Genomic DNA, 17980 nt, shown 5'->3' with positions numbered 1-17980 from the left:
CAACTCACATGGCTAAAGGCACATTCGAACGCACCAAACCGCACGTCAACGTGGGCACTATCGGCCACGTCGACCACGGTAAAACCACCACGACGACCGCTATCCTCGCCGTTCAGGCGCGCAAGGGGCTCGCCGAGGTCAAGACCTATGCGGACATCGCAAAAGGCGGCACCGTCCGCGACGCTTCAAAGATCGTGACGATCTCGGTGGCGCACGTGGAGTACGAGACCGAGAACCGCCACTACGCGCACGTCGACTGTCCGGGCCACGCTGACTTTGTTAAGAACATGATCACGGGTGCGGCGCAGATGGACGGGGCGATCCTCGTCGTCTCGGCGGCTGACGGCCCGATGCCCCAGACCCGCGAGCACATCCTCCTCGCCCGCCAGGTCGGCGTGCCGAAGCTGGTCGTCTTCCTCAACAAGGTGGACTTGATCGACGACGCCGAGCTCCTGGAGCTGGTCGAGATGGAGATCCGCGAGCTGCTCTCCAAGTACCAGTTTGACGGCGATAACGCCGTAATCGTCCGCGGCTCGGCCACGGCCGCCCTCGAAGGCACGCCTGAGGGCGAGGCCGCGATCACCGCGCTCATGGACGCCATCGACAAGGAGATCCCCGAGCCGGCGCGCGAGATGGACAAACCCTTCCTGATGTCCGTCGAGGACGTGTTCTCGATCACCGGTCGCGGCACGGTCGCCACCGGCCGTGTGGAGCGCGGTGTCGTCAAGGTGAACGACAACGTCGAGATCGTCGGTCTGCGCGACACGCAGAGCACCGTCGTTACCGGCATCGAGATGTTCCGCAAGCTGCTCGACAGCGGTCAGGCGGGCGACAACGTCGGCATCCTCCTGCGCGGTATTGACAAGGACGGCATCGAGCGCGGCCAGGTGCTCGCCGCTCCGAAGTCGATCACTCCGCACAAGAAGGCCAAGGCCGAGATCTACGTCCTCTCCAAGGATGAGGGTGGCCGCCACACGCCATTCTTCAACGGATACCGCCCGCAGTTCTACTTCCGCACGACTGACGTGACCGGAGTCGTCAAGCTGCCCGAAGGCGTCGAGATGGTCATGCCGGGTGACAACATCGCCGTCGAGATCGAGTTGATCTCGCCAATCGCGATGGAGAAGACCCAGAAGTTTGCCATCCGCGAAGGCGGTCGCACCATCGGTGCGGGTCGTATCACCGAGATCATCGAGTAACGCGGTCGATCTTTGATAACCACGTGTTTTTAAGCGCCTCGCCGAGGTCTCGATTCGGGGCCTCGGCTTGGTCGTCTAGGCATCAGTTTTTTCACAGGGGTGTAGCTCAATTGGTAGAGTAGCGGTCTCCAAAACCGTCGGTTGGGGGTTCGAGTCCCTCCGCCCCTGCCACTTTCGCAAGTAGGCATAAACAAATGAAAATTTTTAGCAGGACGCGTCTTTTTTTCACCGAGCTGGTGGCCGAGTTGCAGAAGGCTTCCTGGCCGACGAAGGCCGAGCTTCGCGACTACACGGTGGTCGTCATCGTCGCGTCCGTGCTGCTGGGCCTGTTCACGAGCATCAGCGACTTCTCGCTCTACCAATTTGTTGACCTGTTCACCAAGCTGGTGAGCTGAGCGGCGGCGCAGCTTTTCCGGCCCTCTTCAACTCTGCGATCCAGCCCTCTACGTCCGCCATCACAGCCCACCACCGCTCCGTCCGTTTCCTGGCGCAACACTCCCATTTCTTCGTCCGAGTCCGTTTTCCCTTCCCGCATGCCTGCTGAAATCATCGCTCCTCTTAACGCCGAATGGTTTGCCCTGCACACGCTTGCTGGTCAGGAGAACAAGGTAAAAACCTACATCGACAAGTTCAAGGCGGTCGAGGAGCTCGAAGAGTACATTTTTGAAGTTCTGCTGCCGACCGAGACGGTTTCCGAGGGCAAGCACGGCAAGAAAACCACCAAGGTTCGCAAGCTCTACCCGGGCTACGTGTTCATCCATATGCGGCTCTACGACGAAGAGCGCAAGGTGATCAACAAGCCGTGGTACTTCGTAAAAGAGGTAAACGGGGTGATCGGCTTCGTCGGTGGGGAGCGGCCTGCCGCGCTCAAGCAGTCCGACGTCGACGAGATTTTCGCGCGGATCGAAGCCGCCAAGGGCACCGAGGTTCCCAAGGTGCACTACATGGTGGGCGAGGAAGTGCGGATCACCGATGGCGCCTTCACCAACCTCACGGGACGCATCGACGAAATCGATCCCGAGCGCAGCAAACTCAAAATTTCCGTTTCCATTTTTGGCCGGTTCACGCCGGTCGAGCTCGAATATTGGCAGGTGCAGCGCCTTACCGACTAAGGCGTGCCTCTCTCTCTTGCCGCTCCGACTACTACCAACACCGCCAGACCACTCACACTCTCCACATGGCTAAGAAGATCCAAGGCTACATCCGCCTCCAACTGCCCGCTGGTGCGGCCAACCCTGCGCCCCCTGTCGGCCCTGCGCTCGGTGCGCAAGGCGTTAACATCATGGCGTTTTGTAAAGAATTTAACGCCAAGACCAAAGACCAGAACGGGATGATCCTGCCCGTGGTCATCACGGTCTATGCCGACAAGAGCTTCACCTTCATCCTCAAGTCGCCCCCGGCGGCTGTCCTCCTGAAGAAAGCGGCGAACATCGCCTCCGGCTCCGCTGCGCCCAACAAGGACAAGGTGGGCAAGGTCACGCGCGCCCAGCTTGCCGAGATTTACAAAATCAAGGCCAAGGATCTCAACGCCAACGACGAGGAGGCGGGCATCAAGATCATCGCCGGTACGGCCCGCAACATGGGCCTCGAAGTCGTCGACTGAGGCTCACACGCCGAGCCGCACACTGCGCCGTCCCCTTTTGCCGCGCCACTAAACCTGCCGCGCCTTCCCTCTCTCTTTTCGCCGCCCAGTTTTTTTCGGAAAACCCACAACCACAACTCAACGCGGGAGTCCGCCAGTTCGGACGCACGCACCGCAAGGAGTCACCATGGATAAACACAGTAAGCGCTACGTCAGCGGCACACAGGTCGCTGATCTCTCGAAGGAGTACTCGCTGCAAGAGGCAGTCGAGATCCTCGCCAAGTTCCCCAAGACCAAGTTCGACGAGACCATTGAGCTCGCCTTCCGCCTCGGCGTCGACCCGACAGCGGGCGAGCAAATGGTGCGCGGCACGACGCCCTTGCCCAACGGCTCGGGAAAGAGCGTGCGTGTGGCCGTCTTTACCGAAGATCCGGAAGCCGCTCTCGCAGCGGGGGCCGATCACGCCGGACTTCAAGACCTGATGGCAAAAGTCAGCGACGGCTGGCTGGAGTTTGACGTCGCCATCGCCACGACCGAAGCGATGAAGCAGGTGCGCACGCTGGCGCGCGTCCTCGGCCCCAAGGGGCTGATGCCCAACCCGAAGAGCGGCACCGTCACCGACGATATTGCTGGCGGCATCAAGGCGGTGAAGGCTGGTCGCGTGGAGTTCAAGATGGACAAGTCGGGCAACATCGCGCTCGGGCTCGGCAAGCGCTCGTTCACCAACGAGCAGATCCTCGAAAACGCGCGCACCGTGATTGAGGCGATTGGCAAGGCCCGCCCTGCGACCTTCAAAGGCAGCGGTTACATCAAGAGCATAGCGCTCTCCGCGACGATGAGCCCCGGCCTTCGTCTCGCTTCCTCCGAGTTCAACCAATACTGAGAGACGCCACGACCATGAGAGCCGAAAAACAATATCTAGTCGCCGAGGTGGAGACCCACCTCAAGAAGTCGGACTACGTCATCCTGACGAACTTCTCGGGCATCACCGTCTCCGACGTCGCCGAGCTGCGCGCCTCACTCGCCGCAGAGAAGGCGGAGTTCCACGTCGTCAAAAACAGCTCGCTGCGCGTCGCCGCCAAGGGGCTTGGTTTGCCCGACATCGAAGAGTCGCTCAAGGGGCCGACCGCGATTGTCGTCGGTGGGGAAAACTCCGCCGGAGTCGCCAAGGTTTTAAAGAAATTCTTCGAGTCGAAGCAGAAGCTGGAGATCAAGATCGGCGTGATGGAGCAGAAGCTCGTCAGCGCCGCCGAGCTCTCTGCGATTGCCGACTTGCCCTCCTTTGACGCGCTGCGCGCACAGTTCCTCAGCCTGCTCACCAGCAACGCGGCCGCCTTTGTGCGCGTCCTCGACGCCAAGGTCAAAAAGGCTGGGGAGGGCGACGCGCCCGCCGAGGCTCCTGTTCCGGCTGAACCCGCGCCTGCGGCTGCCGAACCCGCGCCTGCCGAGGCCTGAACCAACCTTATTTTTTTAAGAAAACTTTGAGGCGGTGCCGCGTGCGCTCCGGTGCGCTCGGCCTTCCTCCCAAAAAAGAAAACAGGCTAGGGGATACGTCTCTTAAACGCGTCTCAAGTCCCCGAGACCGCTAGCCGTTTCCAGAAAGACAAGATCATGAGCAATATCACCAAAGACCAAGTCATCGAATGGCTCTCCGCGCAGCCCGTCCTGGAGCTCGCCGCCCTCGTTAAAGACCTCGAAGAGAAGTGGGGCGTTTCCGCCGCCGCTGCTGTCGTCGCCGCCGGCCCTGCTGCGGGTGCTGCCGCTGCGCCTGCCGAGGAGAAGACCGAGTTCGACGTCATCCTCGCCGAAGCAGGTGGCAACAAGATCGGCGTCATCAAGGAAGTCCGCGCCATCACTGGTCTGGGCCTCAAAGAGGCCAAGGACCTCGTCGAAGGTGCGCCCAAGCCGATCAAGGAAGGCGCCGCCAAGGAAGAGGCCGAAGAGATCAAGAAGAAGCTCGAAGCGGCTGGCGCCAAGGTCGAGCTCAAGTAAGCCGAGCTTGGCCGAGTTCTTTTCAAAACATCCGCTTTTTACGGGGCAGGCTGCGCGTTATCGCGGCCTGTCCTTTGCCTTTTTCCACATCGCCAGTTTTACCAGAGCGGCGCGGGGCTTCTTTCCAGAGCGGCCTCGCACCGGCGCCGCGCCCGCCGCTCTCCTCCATCGTTGTTTCTAACCGGGTATCCTCTACATGGCCGACCGCACACTCTCTGAACGCATTAACTTCGGCAAGCTTCGCGAAGTCCTCCAGCCGCCGAATCTGATCGAGATTCAGATCACCTCGTACTTGGACTTTTTGCAGAAGGGCGTGCCCGACAAGCAGCGCAAGCCGCAGGGGCTGGAGGCGGTTTTCCGCGAGGTATTCCCGATCGAGTCCTACGACGGCCGGCTCACGCTTGAGTACGTGTCGTACACGCTCGGCGAGCCGAAGAACTCCGAGATCGGCTGCATCCGCGATGGCATCACCTACTCGGTGCCGCTCTACGTGAAGCTGCGGCTGCGCGAGGAAGATTTCATCAAGGACGAGGAAATTTACATGGGAGAAATCCCGATGGTGACCGACCGCGGCTCGTTCATCATCAACGGCGCCGAGCGCGTCGTCGTCTCGCAGCTGCACCGCTCCCCCGGCATTGCCTTTGAGGTCACGCCGCACCCGAACGGCAAGCTGCTGCACTCGTTCCGCATTATCCCCGACCGCGGTACCTGGATGGAGGTGCAGTTCGACAATAGCGACCTGCTCTACGTTTACCTCGACCGCCGCCGCCGCCGCCGCAAGTTCCTCATCACGACCTTGCTGCGCGCAGTCGGCTACTCCAGCGACATCGACATCCTGAACCTCTTTTACGAGATCAAGAGCCTGAAGGTCTCGAAGGCACTGGAGATGGAGAACGTCTCCACGCTCGTCTTGGTCGAAGACGCGATTGACGCGCAAAAGGGCGTCGTCCTCGCCCGCGCCTTCGAGCCGCTGACCAAGCAGATCGTGCGCACTTTCGAGAAGCACGACATCAGCACCATCCGCGTCATTGACACGGCCAACGACGAAGGCGCGATCATCCGCGCGCTGAAGAAAGACCCGACGCGCAACGAGGAGGAAGCGCTCAAGGAAATTTACAAACGCCTGCGCCCCGGCGAGCCGCCGACCACGGCCAACGCCAAGGCACTTCTCAAGCGGCTGTTCTTCGACCCGAAGCGCTACGACCTCGGGCGCGTGGGCCGCTACAAGGTGAACCAAAAGCTCGGCCTGAAGGTGGAGCTCGAGCAGCGCATCCTGGAGTCGGGCGACATCGTCGCGGCGACCAAGTACCTCGTGCGCCTCAAGCGCGGCGAGGGCGTCGTGGATGACATCGACCACCTTGGTTCGCGCCGTGTGCGCACGGTTGGCGAGCTGCTCGCCAACCAATGCCGCCTCGGCCTCAGCCGCACGGAGCGGCTCGTCCGCGAGCGCATGACGATGTACGACCAGAGCGTCGACTCGATCACCCCGCAAAAGCTGATCAACCCGAAGGCGCTGACGACCGTCGTTCGCGATTTCTTCGCGCGCTCGCAGCTCTCGCAGTTCATGGACCAGATCAACCCGCTGGCGGAGGTGACGCACAAGCGCCGCCTCTCCGCGCTCGGGCCCGGCGGTCTGAATCGCGAGCGTGCGGGCTTCGAGGTGCGCGACGTGCACCCCTCGCACTACGGCCGCATTTGCCCGATCGAGACGCCCGAAGGCCCGAACATCGGCCTCATCAACTCGCTCTCGACCTATGCGCGCGTCAACGAGTTTGGCTTTATCGAGACGCCCTACCGCGCCGTCAAAGACGGTCGCGTGACCGACAAAATCGACTACCTGACGGCCGACCAGGAAGAGGCCAAGGTCATCGCGCAGGCCAATGCCGAGATCGACAGCAAGGGCAACTTCGTCGGCAAGGTTACCGTGCGTAAGGACGGCGAGTTCCTCGAAGTCTCCGCCTCCGAGGTCGACTACATGGACGTCTCGCCCAAGCAGGTGATCTCGATTGCCGCGGGGATGATTCCCTTCCTCGAGCACGACGATGCGAACCGCGCGCTCATGGGTGCGAACATGCAACGCCAGGGCGTGCCACTGCTTCAGGCCGAGTCGCCTTTTGTGGGCACGGGCATTGAGGAGCGCGTCGCGCGCGACTCCAAGATCGTCGTCGTAGCGGAGGCCGCAGGCGTCGTCGCCTCTGTCGATGCGAACCGCATCGTCATTACGCCTGACGGAGAGTTGCCGCGCACGCTGAAGACCGACGCGAAGAACGGCGTTTACGTCTACGAGCTGCGCAAGTTCATGCGCTCCAACGCGGGCACCTGCTTTAACCAGAAGCCGCTCGTCAAGCTCGGCCAGAAGGTGAAGGCCGACCAGATCATCGCCGACGGGCCTTCGACCGAAAAAGGAGAGATCGCGCTCGGGCGCAACGTGCTCGTGGCCTTCATGCCGTGGAATGGCTACAACTTTGAAGACGCGATTCTGATCTCCGAGAAAGTCCTCAAGGAGGACATCTTTACCTCGATCCACATTCAGGAATTCGAGGTGGCGGCCCGCGACACCAAGCTCGGGCCCGAGGAAATCACGCGCGACATCCCCAACGTCGGCGAAGAAGCGCTCAAGAATCTGGACCACAACGGCGTCATCCGCATCGGGGCCGAGGTGAAGCCTGGCGACATCCTCGTCGGCAAGATCACGCCCAAGTCGGAAACCGAGCTCGCGCCCGAAGAAAAACTTCTGCGCGCCATCTTCGGTGAGAAGGCAGCCGATGTGAAGGACACTTCGCTCGTCGTGCCTTCCGGCGCAGCGGGCATCGTGATGGACGTAAAAGTCTCTTCGCGCATCGACAACGAGATCGACCGGCTCTCGCCTTCCGACCGCCGCCGTCAGGTGAAGCAGATCCAGGAGGAGTTCAAGACGCAGATGGACAAGCTGCGCGAGGGCCTCACCGAGGCGCTCTCCAACATCCTCCTCGGCGAAAAAATCCCGCTCGACGTCAGCAATGGCGACACCGGCGAGATCATCATCCCGGCCAACCGCAAGATCACCAAGACGCTCCTGCGCAAGCTCGCCGCCGTCTCCAAGCATGTGGAGATCGACCCTTCGCCGGTGCGGATCAAGATCATGGAGATCATCGGTACTTTCCAGACCAAGTTCGACGAGCTGGAGAGCGACCGCGACCGCAAGGTCGCCTCGATCGAGGCAGGCGAGGGCGATGGCACCGGCAGCATCAAGCAGGTCAAGGTCTACATCGCCACCAAGCACAAGCTGGAGGTCGGCGACAAGATGGCCGGTCGCCACGGGAACAAGGGCGTGGTCGCCAAGATCGTACCCGAAGAGGACATGCCCTTCTTGCCCGATGGCACTCCGGTGCAAATCTGCCTCAACCCGCTCGGCGTGCCTTCGCGCATGAACGTCGGTCAGGTACTTGAGACTCACCTCGGCTGGGCTTGCAAAAAGCTCGGCATCAAGGTGGCGACTCCGGTCTTCGACGGCATCCCCGAAAAGCGCGTTCGCGAGTACCTCAAGGAGGCGGGCCTGCCGTCCTCCAGCAAGAGTGTCCTCTACGACGGGCGCACGGGCGAGCAGATCGACCAGCAGGTCGTGGTCGGCTACATCTACATGATGAAGCTGAACCACCTCGTCTCGCACAAGATCCACGCTCGCGCGGTCGGCCCCTACTCGCTGGTCACGCAGCAGCCGCTCGGCGGCAAGGCCCAGTACGGCGGCCAGCGTTACGGAGAGATGGAGGTCTGGGCACTCGAAGCCTACGGTGCGGCGCACACGCTCCAGGAGCTGCTCACCGTCAAGTCCGACGATGTGCAGGGCCGCACCAAGATCTACGAGTCGCTCGTCAAGGGCGACAACACCTTGCAGGCTGGCACGCCCGAGTCCTTCAACGTCTTGATCAAGGAAATCCAGTCCCTCGGTCTGGATATCAAGCTCAACAAACGCGATTCGCTGGGCTTTGGCACCTGAGCCACGGTGCCGTGCCCGCCCGGAAAAAAAACGCCCGCCTTCTACAAGGCCCAAGAACCAGCCGCCCTCCCGCCTCCACGCGCTAACCTATTACGACGACAGGAACAGCATCCATGAGCATTCAACCTTCTGAAACCCTCGGCGCCCACACGCATTCGCATGCCCACGCCGAGGCCCACGCGGCCATCGGCGAAACCGCCAGCCCCTTCGATTGCGTCTCGATCACCGTCGCCTCGCCCGAAGTCATCCGCAAGTGGTCGCGCGGCGAGGTGAAGAACCCCGAGACGATCAACTACCGCACCTTCAAGCCCGAGCCCGGCGGCTTGTTTTGCCAAAAGATTTTCGGGCCCGTGCGCGACTACGAGTGCGCTTGCGGAAAGTACAAGCGCATCAAGTACAAGGACGTCGTCTGTGATCGTTGCGGCACGGAGGTCACCGTCGCCCGCGTGCGCCGCGAGCGCATGGGGCACATCGAGCTGGCCGTTCCGGTCACGCACATCTGGTTCTTGAAGAGCATGCCCAGCCGCCTCGGCCTCATGCTCGACATGACTGCACGCGCGCTGGAGCGCGTGATCTACTACGAGAACTACATGGTGATCGACCCGGGCAAGACGCCGCTCGAGCCGCACCAGCTCCTCACCGACACCGAGTACCGCCAGGCGCTCGACGAGTACGGTGACGATTCCTTCGTGGCCAAGATGGGCGCCGAGGCCGTGCGCGATGCGCTCGCCCGCGTCGATATGGAGGCGGTCGTTGCCGAGCTCCACGAGCAGATGCGCGCGACCCGCTCGAAGCAGATCAAGAAGAAGCTCTCCAAGCGCCTCAAGGTCATCCAGGGCTTCATCCAGTCGAAGTCGCGGCCCGAGTGGATGGTGCTCGAAGTGCTGCCCGTCATCCCGCCCGACCTGCGCCCCGTGGTGCCGCTTGAAGGCGGCCGCTTCGCGACCTCCGACCTCAACGACTTGTACCGCCGCGTCATCAACCGCAACAACCGCTTGCGCAACCTGATGCAGCTCAAGACGCCCGACGTCATCATCCACAACGAGAAGCGGATGCTCCAGGAGGCGGTCGACGCGCTCTTCGACAACGGCCGCCACGGCCGCCCCGTCACCGGCGCGGGCAATCGCCCTCTCAAGTCGCTTTCCGACATGCTCAAGGGAAAGCAAGGCCGCTTCCGCCAAAACCTCCTCGGCAAGCGCGTGGACTACTCGGGCCGCTCCGTCATCGTCATCGGCCCCGAGCTCAAGCTCAACCAGTGCGGGCTGCCCAAGAAGATGGCGCTCGTCCTCTTCGAGCCCTTCATCATCCGCCGCCTCAAGGAGCTGGGCTTCGTGCACACCGTGCGCGGCGCGCGCAAGATGATTGAGAAAAAGTCGCCCGAAGTCTGGGACATCCTCGAAGAGGTGACCAAGGGCCATCCGGTGCTCCTCAATCGTGCGCCCACACTGCACCGCCTCTCCATCCAGGCCTTTGAGCCCGTGCTCATTGAGGGCGAGGCGATCCGTGTGCACCCGCTCGTTTGCACCGCTTACAATGCGGACTTCGATGGCGACCAGATGGCCGTCCACGTGCCGCTTTCGCTGGAGGCGATCCTTGAGTGCAAGCTGCTGATGATGGCGACCTCCAACATCTTCTCGCCCTCCTCCGGCAAGCCCATCCTCACGCCTTCGCAAGACATCGTCCTGGGCGCGTACTACCTGACGATTGAGCCGCGCCACAAGCCCGCCAAGGGCGAGCGCGTGCCGCTCCTCTCGGGCCTCGATGAGGTGCAGTTCGCCAAGGATGACGGCGCACTGAAGATGCACGATTGGGTCGATGTGCCCAACCCCGACTACGGCCGCACGACGACCTACGGCAACCCGCTTAAGAAGACCATCCGCACGACGGTTGGCCGCATCATCTTTAATCAAGTGTGGCCGCGTGATCTTGGCTTTGCGAACTTCCCGGTGCCCAAGGCCAAGCTCGGTGACTTGATTCTTGAGACGACCAAGATCGAAGGCATCGACCCGCAGGAGGTCGTCGATACCCTCGACCGGCTCAAGGAGCTCGGCTTCCAGACCGCCTTCCGCGCCGGCATCTCGATCGGTATCGATGACATGATCATCCCCGAGTCGAAGAAGGACATCGTCGCCGAGACGCGTAAGAAAATCGCCGAGGTCGAAGGCCAGTTCAACAAGGGCATCATCACCGAAGGTGAGCGTAAGAATAAGGTCATCGACCTTTGGACAGGCACCACCGACCGCATCGCCAAGGAGGTCTTCAGCAAGCTGGAGCACAACGAGGGCCGCGAGGAGGTGAACCCCGTCTACATCATGATGGATTCGGGCGCGCGCGGTAACAAACAGCAGGTGCGCCAGCTCTGCGGTACCCGCGGCCTCATGGCCAAGCCCTCGGGCGAGATCATTGAGCGGCCCATCCTGTCCTCCTTCCGCGAAGGGCTCAGCGTGCTGGAGTACTTCATCTCCACTCACGGTGCGCGCAAGGGCCTCGCCGATACAGCGCTCAAAACGGCGGACGCCGGTTACCTGACCCGCAAGCTCTGCGACGTGGCGATGGACGTCGTCATCGTCGAGGACGACAGCGGCAACCGCGATGGCGTCTGGAAGAAGGCCATCTTCGAGGGCGACGACGAGATCGTGGCCCTGCGCGAGCGCATCGTCGGGCGCTGCTCCAGTGACGATATTTACAACCCGCTCAACCCCACCGAGCTGCTCGTGGCCTCGGGCGACCTCATCACCGAAGAGATCGCCACCAAGATCGACGAAGTGGGCATCGAGCGAGTGAAGGTGCTCTCGCCGCTGACCTCCAACAGCCCGCGCGGCATCGATGCCAAGAGCTACGGCATCAATCCGGCGACCAACAAACTCGCCAAGGTCGGCGACTCCGTCGGCATCATCGCCGCCCAGTCGATCGGCGAGCCCGGCACGCAGCTCACCATGCGCACCTTCCACATCGGTGGTGTGGCCTCCGGTGGCTTCAGGACGCCCGAGATCCGCGTCCGCGAAGGCGGCACGGTCAAGTACCGCGGCCTGCGCCTCGTGCAGACCGCCGAGGGAGCATCCATCGTCCTTAACAAGACGGGCTCCATCGAGATCCTCGACGAGGAGGAGCGCGAGCTGGAGAGCTACAACATCGTCGCAGGCTCCTTCCTCCACGTCGCCGATGGCGCACAAATCGAGAAAGGCGCCGTCCTCGCGCAGTGGGATCCGTACAACATCCCCGTGCTCTCGGAAAAGGGCGGCAAGCTCGCCTTTAAGGACATGATCCCGGGCGTCACGGTGAAGCGCGAGCTCGACGAATCCTCGGGCCGCATCGCGACTGTCGTCATCGAGCACAAGGAAGACCTCAATCCGCAGGTCGAAGTGCGCGACGAGAAGAACCGTCCGCTGGCCGCTTACTCGATTCCCGTTGGCGCGCAGATCGCCGTCAACGAGGGCGACACGATTGCCCCCGGGGCGCTCCTTGCGAAAACGCCGCGTCAGGCCTCCAAGACCAAGGACATTACCGGCGGTCTGCCGCGTGTGGCCGAGCTCTTCGAGGCCCGCTGCCCCAAGGATGCTGCCGCCATGTCGCGAATCGACGGCGTGGTTTCCTTCGAGGGCACCGTGCGCGCCAAGCGCAAGGTCGTCGTCCGCAACGAAGAGACTGGCCAGGAAGAGGAGCACCTCATCGCGACCGGAAAGCACATCATCGTGCAGCCCGGCGACGTCGTGCACAAAGGCCAGCACCTCACCGAAGGCGCAGCCGATCCGCACGAGATTCTGGAAATCCTCGGACCCGCGGCGCTCTACGACTTCCTCATTTCGCAAGTCCAGGAAGTCTACCGGCTCCAGGGCGTGACGATTAACGACAAGCACATCGAAATCATCATCCGCCAGATGCTGCGCAAAGTGCGCATCACCGACCCTGGTGACAGCGAGTTCTTCTGGGGCGAGCAAGTCGACCGTTCCGGCTTCCTGACGGAAAACCGCCGCATCGAATCCGCCGGTGGCAAGCCCGCCGAAGCCGAGCCGATCCTGCTGGGCATCACCAAAGCCTCGCTGGAAACCGAGTCCTTCATCTCGGCGGCCTCCTTCCAGGAGACGACCCGCGTCCTCACCGACGCTTCGACTCTCGGCAAGGTCGACGACCTGAAAGGGTTTAAGGAAAACGTGATCATGGGCCGCTTGATCCCGGCGGGCACAGGCCTGCCGAAATACAAGCAACTCAAGATCACACTGCCCTTTGGCGAAGAGCTCCTGAGCGAAGACGCTGTCGCCGCCAGCGAGAACCCCGAACTGGAGGCGGATGTGGCCGCCGCGGTGGCTCAAGCTCAGGCGGCGATGGGCGGGGGCGGCTCCTTCGCCGCAGCCAGCTAATGGGGCAGCCCGCGTATGCAGACCGGTACTTGATTGCATGCGCGAGCCCCCAAGCTGGGAGCTAAACACAAGAGACCTCCGTCACGCCTGTTTCAAAGGCCCGGGTGCTTTACCCCCCGGGCCTTTTGCTTTTGCGGGCCTAAAAAAATAGGAATGATCTGCGTGCAGAATACCAGTGATTGCCTGGACTGGAGACCCCGTTCTACAGGGCCGGAACATTGCCAGTGGCTGCCCGGTGTAATTATCAAACCGGATGACACGAAATGGTGATAGCCTAATCCTAAAGGGACTTGCCTCTTTCCCTTCTAGCCGATAGGCATCGGCTCATGGACCAGATAAGCCGCTTCCAGTGCTGCGGAGCTCCCTTGGTCACGAAGTTGTTCGAATCTCTCCTGTCACTTTTTTCCAGACAGAGCTTCTCTTTGTGCCAAGGCAGCTCCTGTATGCTCCTCGCCATGCTTAGTTTTCCTTATTCCGGTAATGCGCAGGTAGCACCAAAGGTGGGCGAAGAGACCGATCCGGTAGCGATTCGCGCGGAGTGGGTGGCTTGGGCTACCAAGCTCGCGGAGCCGATTTTCGATGCGCTCGATAAACGTGAGCTCAAGTTGAGGATGCCAGTGGAGATGCGGGACACTCACTCCCCAATACCTCTCCCCCATTGGGATCGCTCCCTCTATACGCATTTAGAGGCACTGGGCCGGATCCTTGTCGGGATCGCTCCTTGGCTTGAGCTTGGGCCGGATGACACGCCCGAGGGGCAGCTGCGGGGTAGGCTCGCGGAAGCTGCTCGCCGTGCAATTGACGCAGCCACCGACCCCAATTCCCCGGATAAGATGAATTTTTGGGAGGGCGGCCAAGAACAGCCCTTGGTTGATGCGGCTTTTCTTGCCCAAGCGACATTCCGTGCGCCGCGCGAACTTTGGGAAAAACTGGAGCCTCGCGTTAAGGCAAACCTCATCGCCCGACTAAAGGAAACCCGCCGTATTGGCTTTCCCGGTGTAGGTAATCATCAGCTATTTGCGGCTTTTGTTGAGCTCGCTTTGGCGCGGGGGGGAGAACCTCGCGACGACTCGCGTTTTTTGCCCGCCATAGAGAACTTCCGGAAATGGTACCTTGGAGACGGGGCTTATGGGGATGGTCCCCAACTCCGATGGGACTACTACAATTCTTATGTAATCCAGCCGATGTTACTGGGGATGCTAGATGAGATAGCTCACGAGAGCGAAGCCCTTCGCCAGTTCCAGCGGGAGGCTCTTGCGGCAGCACGACGCTATGCGGTCGTCCAGGAACGGTTTATCGCCCCCGACGGCAGTTTCCCTGTGATCGGGCGTTCGATCACATATCGGGCAGGGGCCTTTCAAACCTTGGCTGACATCGCGCTGCGGCATGAGTTGCCAGAGCCTGTGGTCACGCGCACCGAAGACGGAAGTGCTATCTACTCAGTGCTCCCCGCTCCGCCGCCTGCGGCAGTGCGCACTGCACTTACCCGTGCTATTCGACGCACGTTGGATGCGCCGGGGACATTTGATGAAAATGGGTGGTTAAGGATTGGCTTTGCGGGTCATCAGCCCTTGCTCGCGGAGGACTACATCAGTACCGGCAGTTTGTATTTGTGCAGTGTAGCTCTTTTACCACTTGGGCTACCGCCCGACGATCCATTCTGGAGCGATCCATATACTCCAACAACCTCCGAAAGGGTTTGGAGCGGAGATTCTTACGTTTGGGCTGATAGGGCAATGAAGAATCTACCAGCACCTGAAACTGGGCAACGGTAGTTCTTAGAATCAGTTTGCTGTCCTTGTCCTGCCGGTTCCTCGGTGCGAGCTAGTTTGAGCTTGTTTCGCGCACCCCCGGTAGGGCTCTACCCTTAAAAAAGCCCGGGCCTTTTTACTTTTCAGGGAGGGGGGGAAGAGGCGTTTTGCAAAAAGTGAAGGCGTGCGGATTTTTTCGTAGCTTTAATGGGAAAATGCGTAGGGTGGAGGGCATGGCTTTATCCCTTACCCCTGTAGATACTCCCGAATGCAGCGTGTTCAGTCGATTGCTTGCGCGTGTGTTGAGTACACGTCTGTTGCTGCTGTCTTTGCTGTGTGGACTGTGCGTGGTTCCCACTTTTGCGGCCTCGCCCCTAAATTTGGACGAGGAAGCTGATCCGAAGGCGGTTCGCGAGCAATGGGTCGCTTGGGCTACCAAACTCGCCGAGCCGATTCTCGATGCACTCGATAAGCGTGAGCTTAAGTTGAGAATGCCGGTTGAAACACGCAGCGTTCACTCGCCGATACCGGTTTACAATCCAGATCGCTCCCAATTTACACATCTGGAGGCACTGGGGCGGCTCCTTATCGGGATCGCCCCTTGGCTGGAGCTTGGTCCGGATGACACGCCCGAAGGGCAGTTGCGAGGTAGGCTCGCGGAAGCTGCTCGCCGTGCAATTGACGCAGCGACGGATCCAAAATCGCCGGATAGAATGTTTTTTGGGAAAAGTAACCAGCCACTCATTGATGCCGGCTTTCTTGCAGCCGCCACCTTTCGAGCGCCGCGCGAACTTTGGGAGAAACTAGAGCCTCGAGTTCAGGCGAACCTCGTAACTTGTTTAAAAGAGACTCGTATCCAGCCTCCTAATCGCCACGCTAACTCTCAATTGTGCGCGGCCTTTAATGAACTCGCCATCGCTCGTGGTGGTGAGCCTCGCGATGACTCACGTCTTTTCTTTCCGCTTGAAAGCTTCAAGAAGTGGTACCTCGGCGACGGAGTGTATGGAGATGGTGTCGAGCTTCATAATGATTACTATAACTCTTACGTGATCCAGCCGATGCTGCTCGGCGTTTTGGATGAGGTCGCTCATGAAAGTGAAGAGCTTCGACAGTTTCACCGAGAAGCTCTTGCCGCAGCCCGCCGCTACGCGGCCGTGCAGGAGCGATTTATCTCTCCGGACGGGAGCTATCCGCCGATCGGGCGTTCACTGATATATCGCGCCGGTGCCTTCCAAACGCTGGCTGATATCGCCTTGCGGCGCGAGCTGCCAGAGGCTGTGATCTCATACGGCGAAGATGGTACGGTCTTCATGGTTCTTCAGGCCGCCGTACCTCCTGCGGCAGTTCGTACAGCTCTTACTCGTGTTATGCGCCGTACGCTGGATGCGCCGGGTACATTTGACGAAAATGGCTGGTTGCGGATCGGCCTTGCTGGACATCAGCCTTTATTGGCCGAGACCTACATCAGTACTGGCAGCCTTTATCTGTGCAGTGCGGCACTTTTGCCACTCGGGCTACCGCCCGACGATCCATTTTGGAGCGATCCATATACTCCAACGACCTCCGAAAAAATTTGGGGAGGGGATAATGATGTATGGGCCGACCGTGCACTGTATAAGCTGCCGGCTCCAGAAACCCCGCTGGAAGTTGCAGTTCGAGTTGCACGCTGGCAATTGGCTCAGGCCAGTGATCGGGACTACCTGCATCTACGGGCTTGGGAACATGCGGCATTTTGGATTGGGATGACTGACCTTGCGGACACTGAAGGCGCTCCAGCCGACTTTCGCGAAATCATCCTTGAAATGGGGTGGCACAATCGCTGGGAGCCTCTTAGCCATCCGTTTAACGCCGATGACCACGCGATTACACAGGCTTATCTATGGATGGCGCGCAATGGTGCGGGAAAGGCGGCACTTGCCCCTGCTATCGCGACTTTTGATCACGTGATGGCTAAGCTGCCACGCGTCAGCTTGGCCATCACTCAGCCTGGAACCAGTCGGTTGTATAAGGACCGTTGGTCGTGGGTTGATGCGTTGTTTATGGCGCCGCCGGCTATGCTTGAGCTGTCCAGGCAGACTGGCGATATGCGCTACCGCGACCATGCCATGCGCGAGTGGTGGGCAACGACGGATTTTCTTTACGACTCTGCAGAGCGGCTCTATTACCGTGACAGTCGTTTTTTCGATCTCCGTGACGAGCAGGGAAACAAGATCTTTTGGTCCCGAGGAAACGGATGGGTGTTTGCGGCGATGGCACGCTCCCTGCCGTTATTGGATGCAGATGGCCCCGATGCGAAGCGCATGCGTAGAGTATTCGTCGAGATGGCTGAACGGTTGGTCGAGCTCCAAAAGGACGATGGTTATTGGCCACCCGCGCTGCTAGCCCCGGAGGGCTCACCACCCGAGACCAGTGGGACTGGTTTTTTCACTTACGGCCTAGCTTGGGGGATTAATGTCGGCTTGCTTGATCGAGAACGTTTCGAACCTGCGATGAGAAAGGGTTGGTCTGCGTTACAGCGCGCAGTGCATCCCAATGGAAAGTTGGGGTTTGTGCAGCGGGTGGCTAATCGCCCAGGGGAAGTGAGTAAAGATGATACTCATTACTACGGCGTCGGTGCACTTCTGATGGCCGCCTGTGAGATAACCAAACTGGATGTGCGAACCGGTAAAAAGTAGACTCCATTACTACCGCGGTTGATTGCTGCACGCAGAACATTCAAGAGCCCAGGGCGTGAGTACTTGGGCTCTTTGATTTTTCGAAACGCACAATGGTGAATCAATTATGCAGAAGTTTGTAACTTGCGAAACATATGACTAAAAATAGTGTCAATTATCAATGAGCTATGAGTCTAAAATGCCTGCCAAGTTACTGACTTCTGTGTAAGGGTTGGAGGCCAGCGTAGAACCAATCGGCTGAATCATAGACTTGGTTCGAGGGGAGTGAGCGTTGATGAGAAGCCGAACTCTTGGGACTACGAGCCTGCACAGAGCTCCAAGACGCCTGAAGACGGCGAGGTGGGGCGCCGCTAATCTTTTGGCCCGGGCCGAAGAGCCTTCGTCCGGTTTTGTTGTTTGAACAAGAGGGCGTGATCGTTGGCACACGCGGCTGGCGTTGGATGATTG

The 17980-nt window shown here is 60.3% G+C and carries 11 protein-coding genes and 1 tRNA gene; all 12 read left to right on the top strand.

Annotation, left to right across the window (positions count from 1 at the left end; all coding sequences use genetic code 11):
* The first annotated feature begins 8 nt into the window (after positions 1-8).
* The 12 genes from tuf to AXK11_RS09840 all read left to right on the top strand — a co-directional run bounded on the left by tuf (position 9) and on the right by AXK11_RS09840 (position 17533).
* Complete coding sequence (tuf, locus tag AXK11_RS07230; protein ID WP_068630747.1) at positions 9-1199, top strand: elongation factor Tu; 1191 nt, start codon at positions 9-11, stop codon at positions 1197-1199.
* 95 nt (positions 1200-1294) lie between these two features.
* A tRNA-Trp gene (locus tag AXK11_RS07225) sits at positions 1295-1370 on the top strand.
* A 23-nt stretch (positions 1371-1393) separates the two neighbouring features.
* Positions 1394-1594, top strand: coding sequence for a preprotein translocase subunit SecE (gene secE / locus AXK11_RS07220; RefSeq protein WP_068630744.1), 201 nt, complete (start codon positions 1394-1396; stop codon positions 1592-1594).
* 138 nt (positions 1595-1732) lie between these two features.
* Entirely contained in the window at positions 1733-2311 is a 579-nt protein-coding gene (gene nusG, locus AXK11_RS07215; protein WP_068630742.1) for a transcription termination/antitermination protein NusG, read from the top strand.
* 65 nt (positions 2312-2376) lie between these two features.
* On the top strand, positions 2377-2802 hold the full coding sequence (gene rplK / locus AXK11_RS07210) for a 50S ribosomal protein L11 (protein ID WP_068630741.1): 426 nt from the start codon (positions 2377-2379) through the stop codon (positions 2800-2802).
* A 166-nt stretch (positions 2803-2968) separates the two neighbouring features.
* Positions 2969-3664 carry a 50S ribosomal protein L1 gene (gene rplA / locus AXK11_RS07205; RefSeq protein WP_068630738.1) on the top strand — a complete coding sequence of 232 codons (696 nt, stop codon included), beginning with the start codon at positions 2969-2971 and terminating at the stop codon, positions 3662-3664.
* Between the two features lie 14 nt (positions 3665-3678).
* The gene (gene rplJ / locus AXK11_RS07200; RefSeq protein WP_068630736.1) at positions 3679-4236 is read left to right on the top strand and encodes a 50S ribosomal protein L10; all 558 of its coding nucleotides are present in this window, start codon (positions 3679-3681) and stop codon (positions 4234-4236) included.
* Positions 4237-4392: 156 nt separating this feature from the next.
* Positions 4393-4773 (top strand): 50S ribosomal protein L7/L12, encoded by a 381-nt coding sequence (gene rplL, locus AXK11_RS07195; RefSeq protein WP_068630734.1) that lies wholly within the window; start codon positions 4393-4395, stop codon positions 4771-4773.
* A gap of 196 nt (positions 4774-4969) precedes the next feature.
* Positions 4970-8749 carry a DNA-directed RNA polymerase subunit beta gene (gene rpoB / locus AXK11_RS07190; RefSeq protein WP_068630732.1) on the top strand — a complete coding sequence of 1260 codons (3780 nt, stop codon included), beginning with the start codon at positions 4970-4972 and terminating at the stop codon, positions 8747-8749.
* A 113-nt stretch (positions 8750-8862) separates the two neighbouring features.
* The gene (rpoC, locus tag AXK11_RS07185) at positions 8863-13107 is read left to right on the top strand and encodes a DNA-directed RNA polymerase subunit beta' (protein ID WP_068630730.1); all 4245 of its coding nucleotides are present in this window, start codon (positions 8863-8865) and stop codon (positions 13105-13107) included.
* A gap of 455 nt (positions 13108-13562) precedes the next feature.
* The gene (locus AXK11_RS07180) at positions 13563-14882 is read left to right on the top strand and encodes a DUF2264 domain-containing protein (protein WP_082781010.1); all 1320 of its coding nucleotides are present in this window, start codon (positions 13563-13565) and stop codon (positions 14880-14882) included.
* A gap of 152 nt (positions 14883-15034) precedes the next feature.
* The gene (locus AXK11_RS09840; RefSeq protein ID WP_156469250.1) at positions 15035-17533 is read left to right on the top strand and encodes a DUF2264 domain-containing protein; all 2499 of its coding nucleotides are present in this window, start codon (positions 15035-15037) and stop codon (positions 17531-17533) included.
* The last annotated feature ends 447 nt before the right edge of the window (positions 17534-17980 follow it).

It is taken from the genome of Cephaloticoccus primus (genome assembly GCF_001580015.1).
GTDB classification, from domain to species: domain Bacteria; phylum Verrucomicrobiota; class Verrucomicrobiia; order Opitutales; family Opitutaceae; genus Cephaloticoccus; species Cephaloticoccus primus.
Note: the sequence above shows the minus strand (reverse complement) of the source record. Positions and strands in the feature narration are given on the sequence as shown.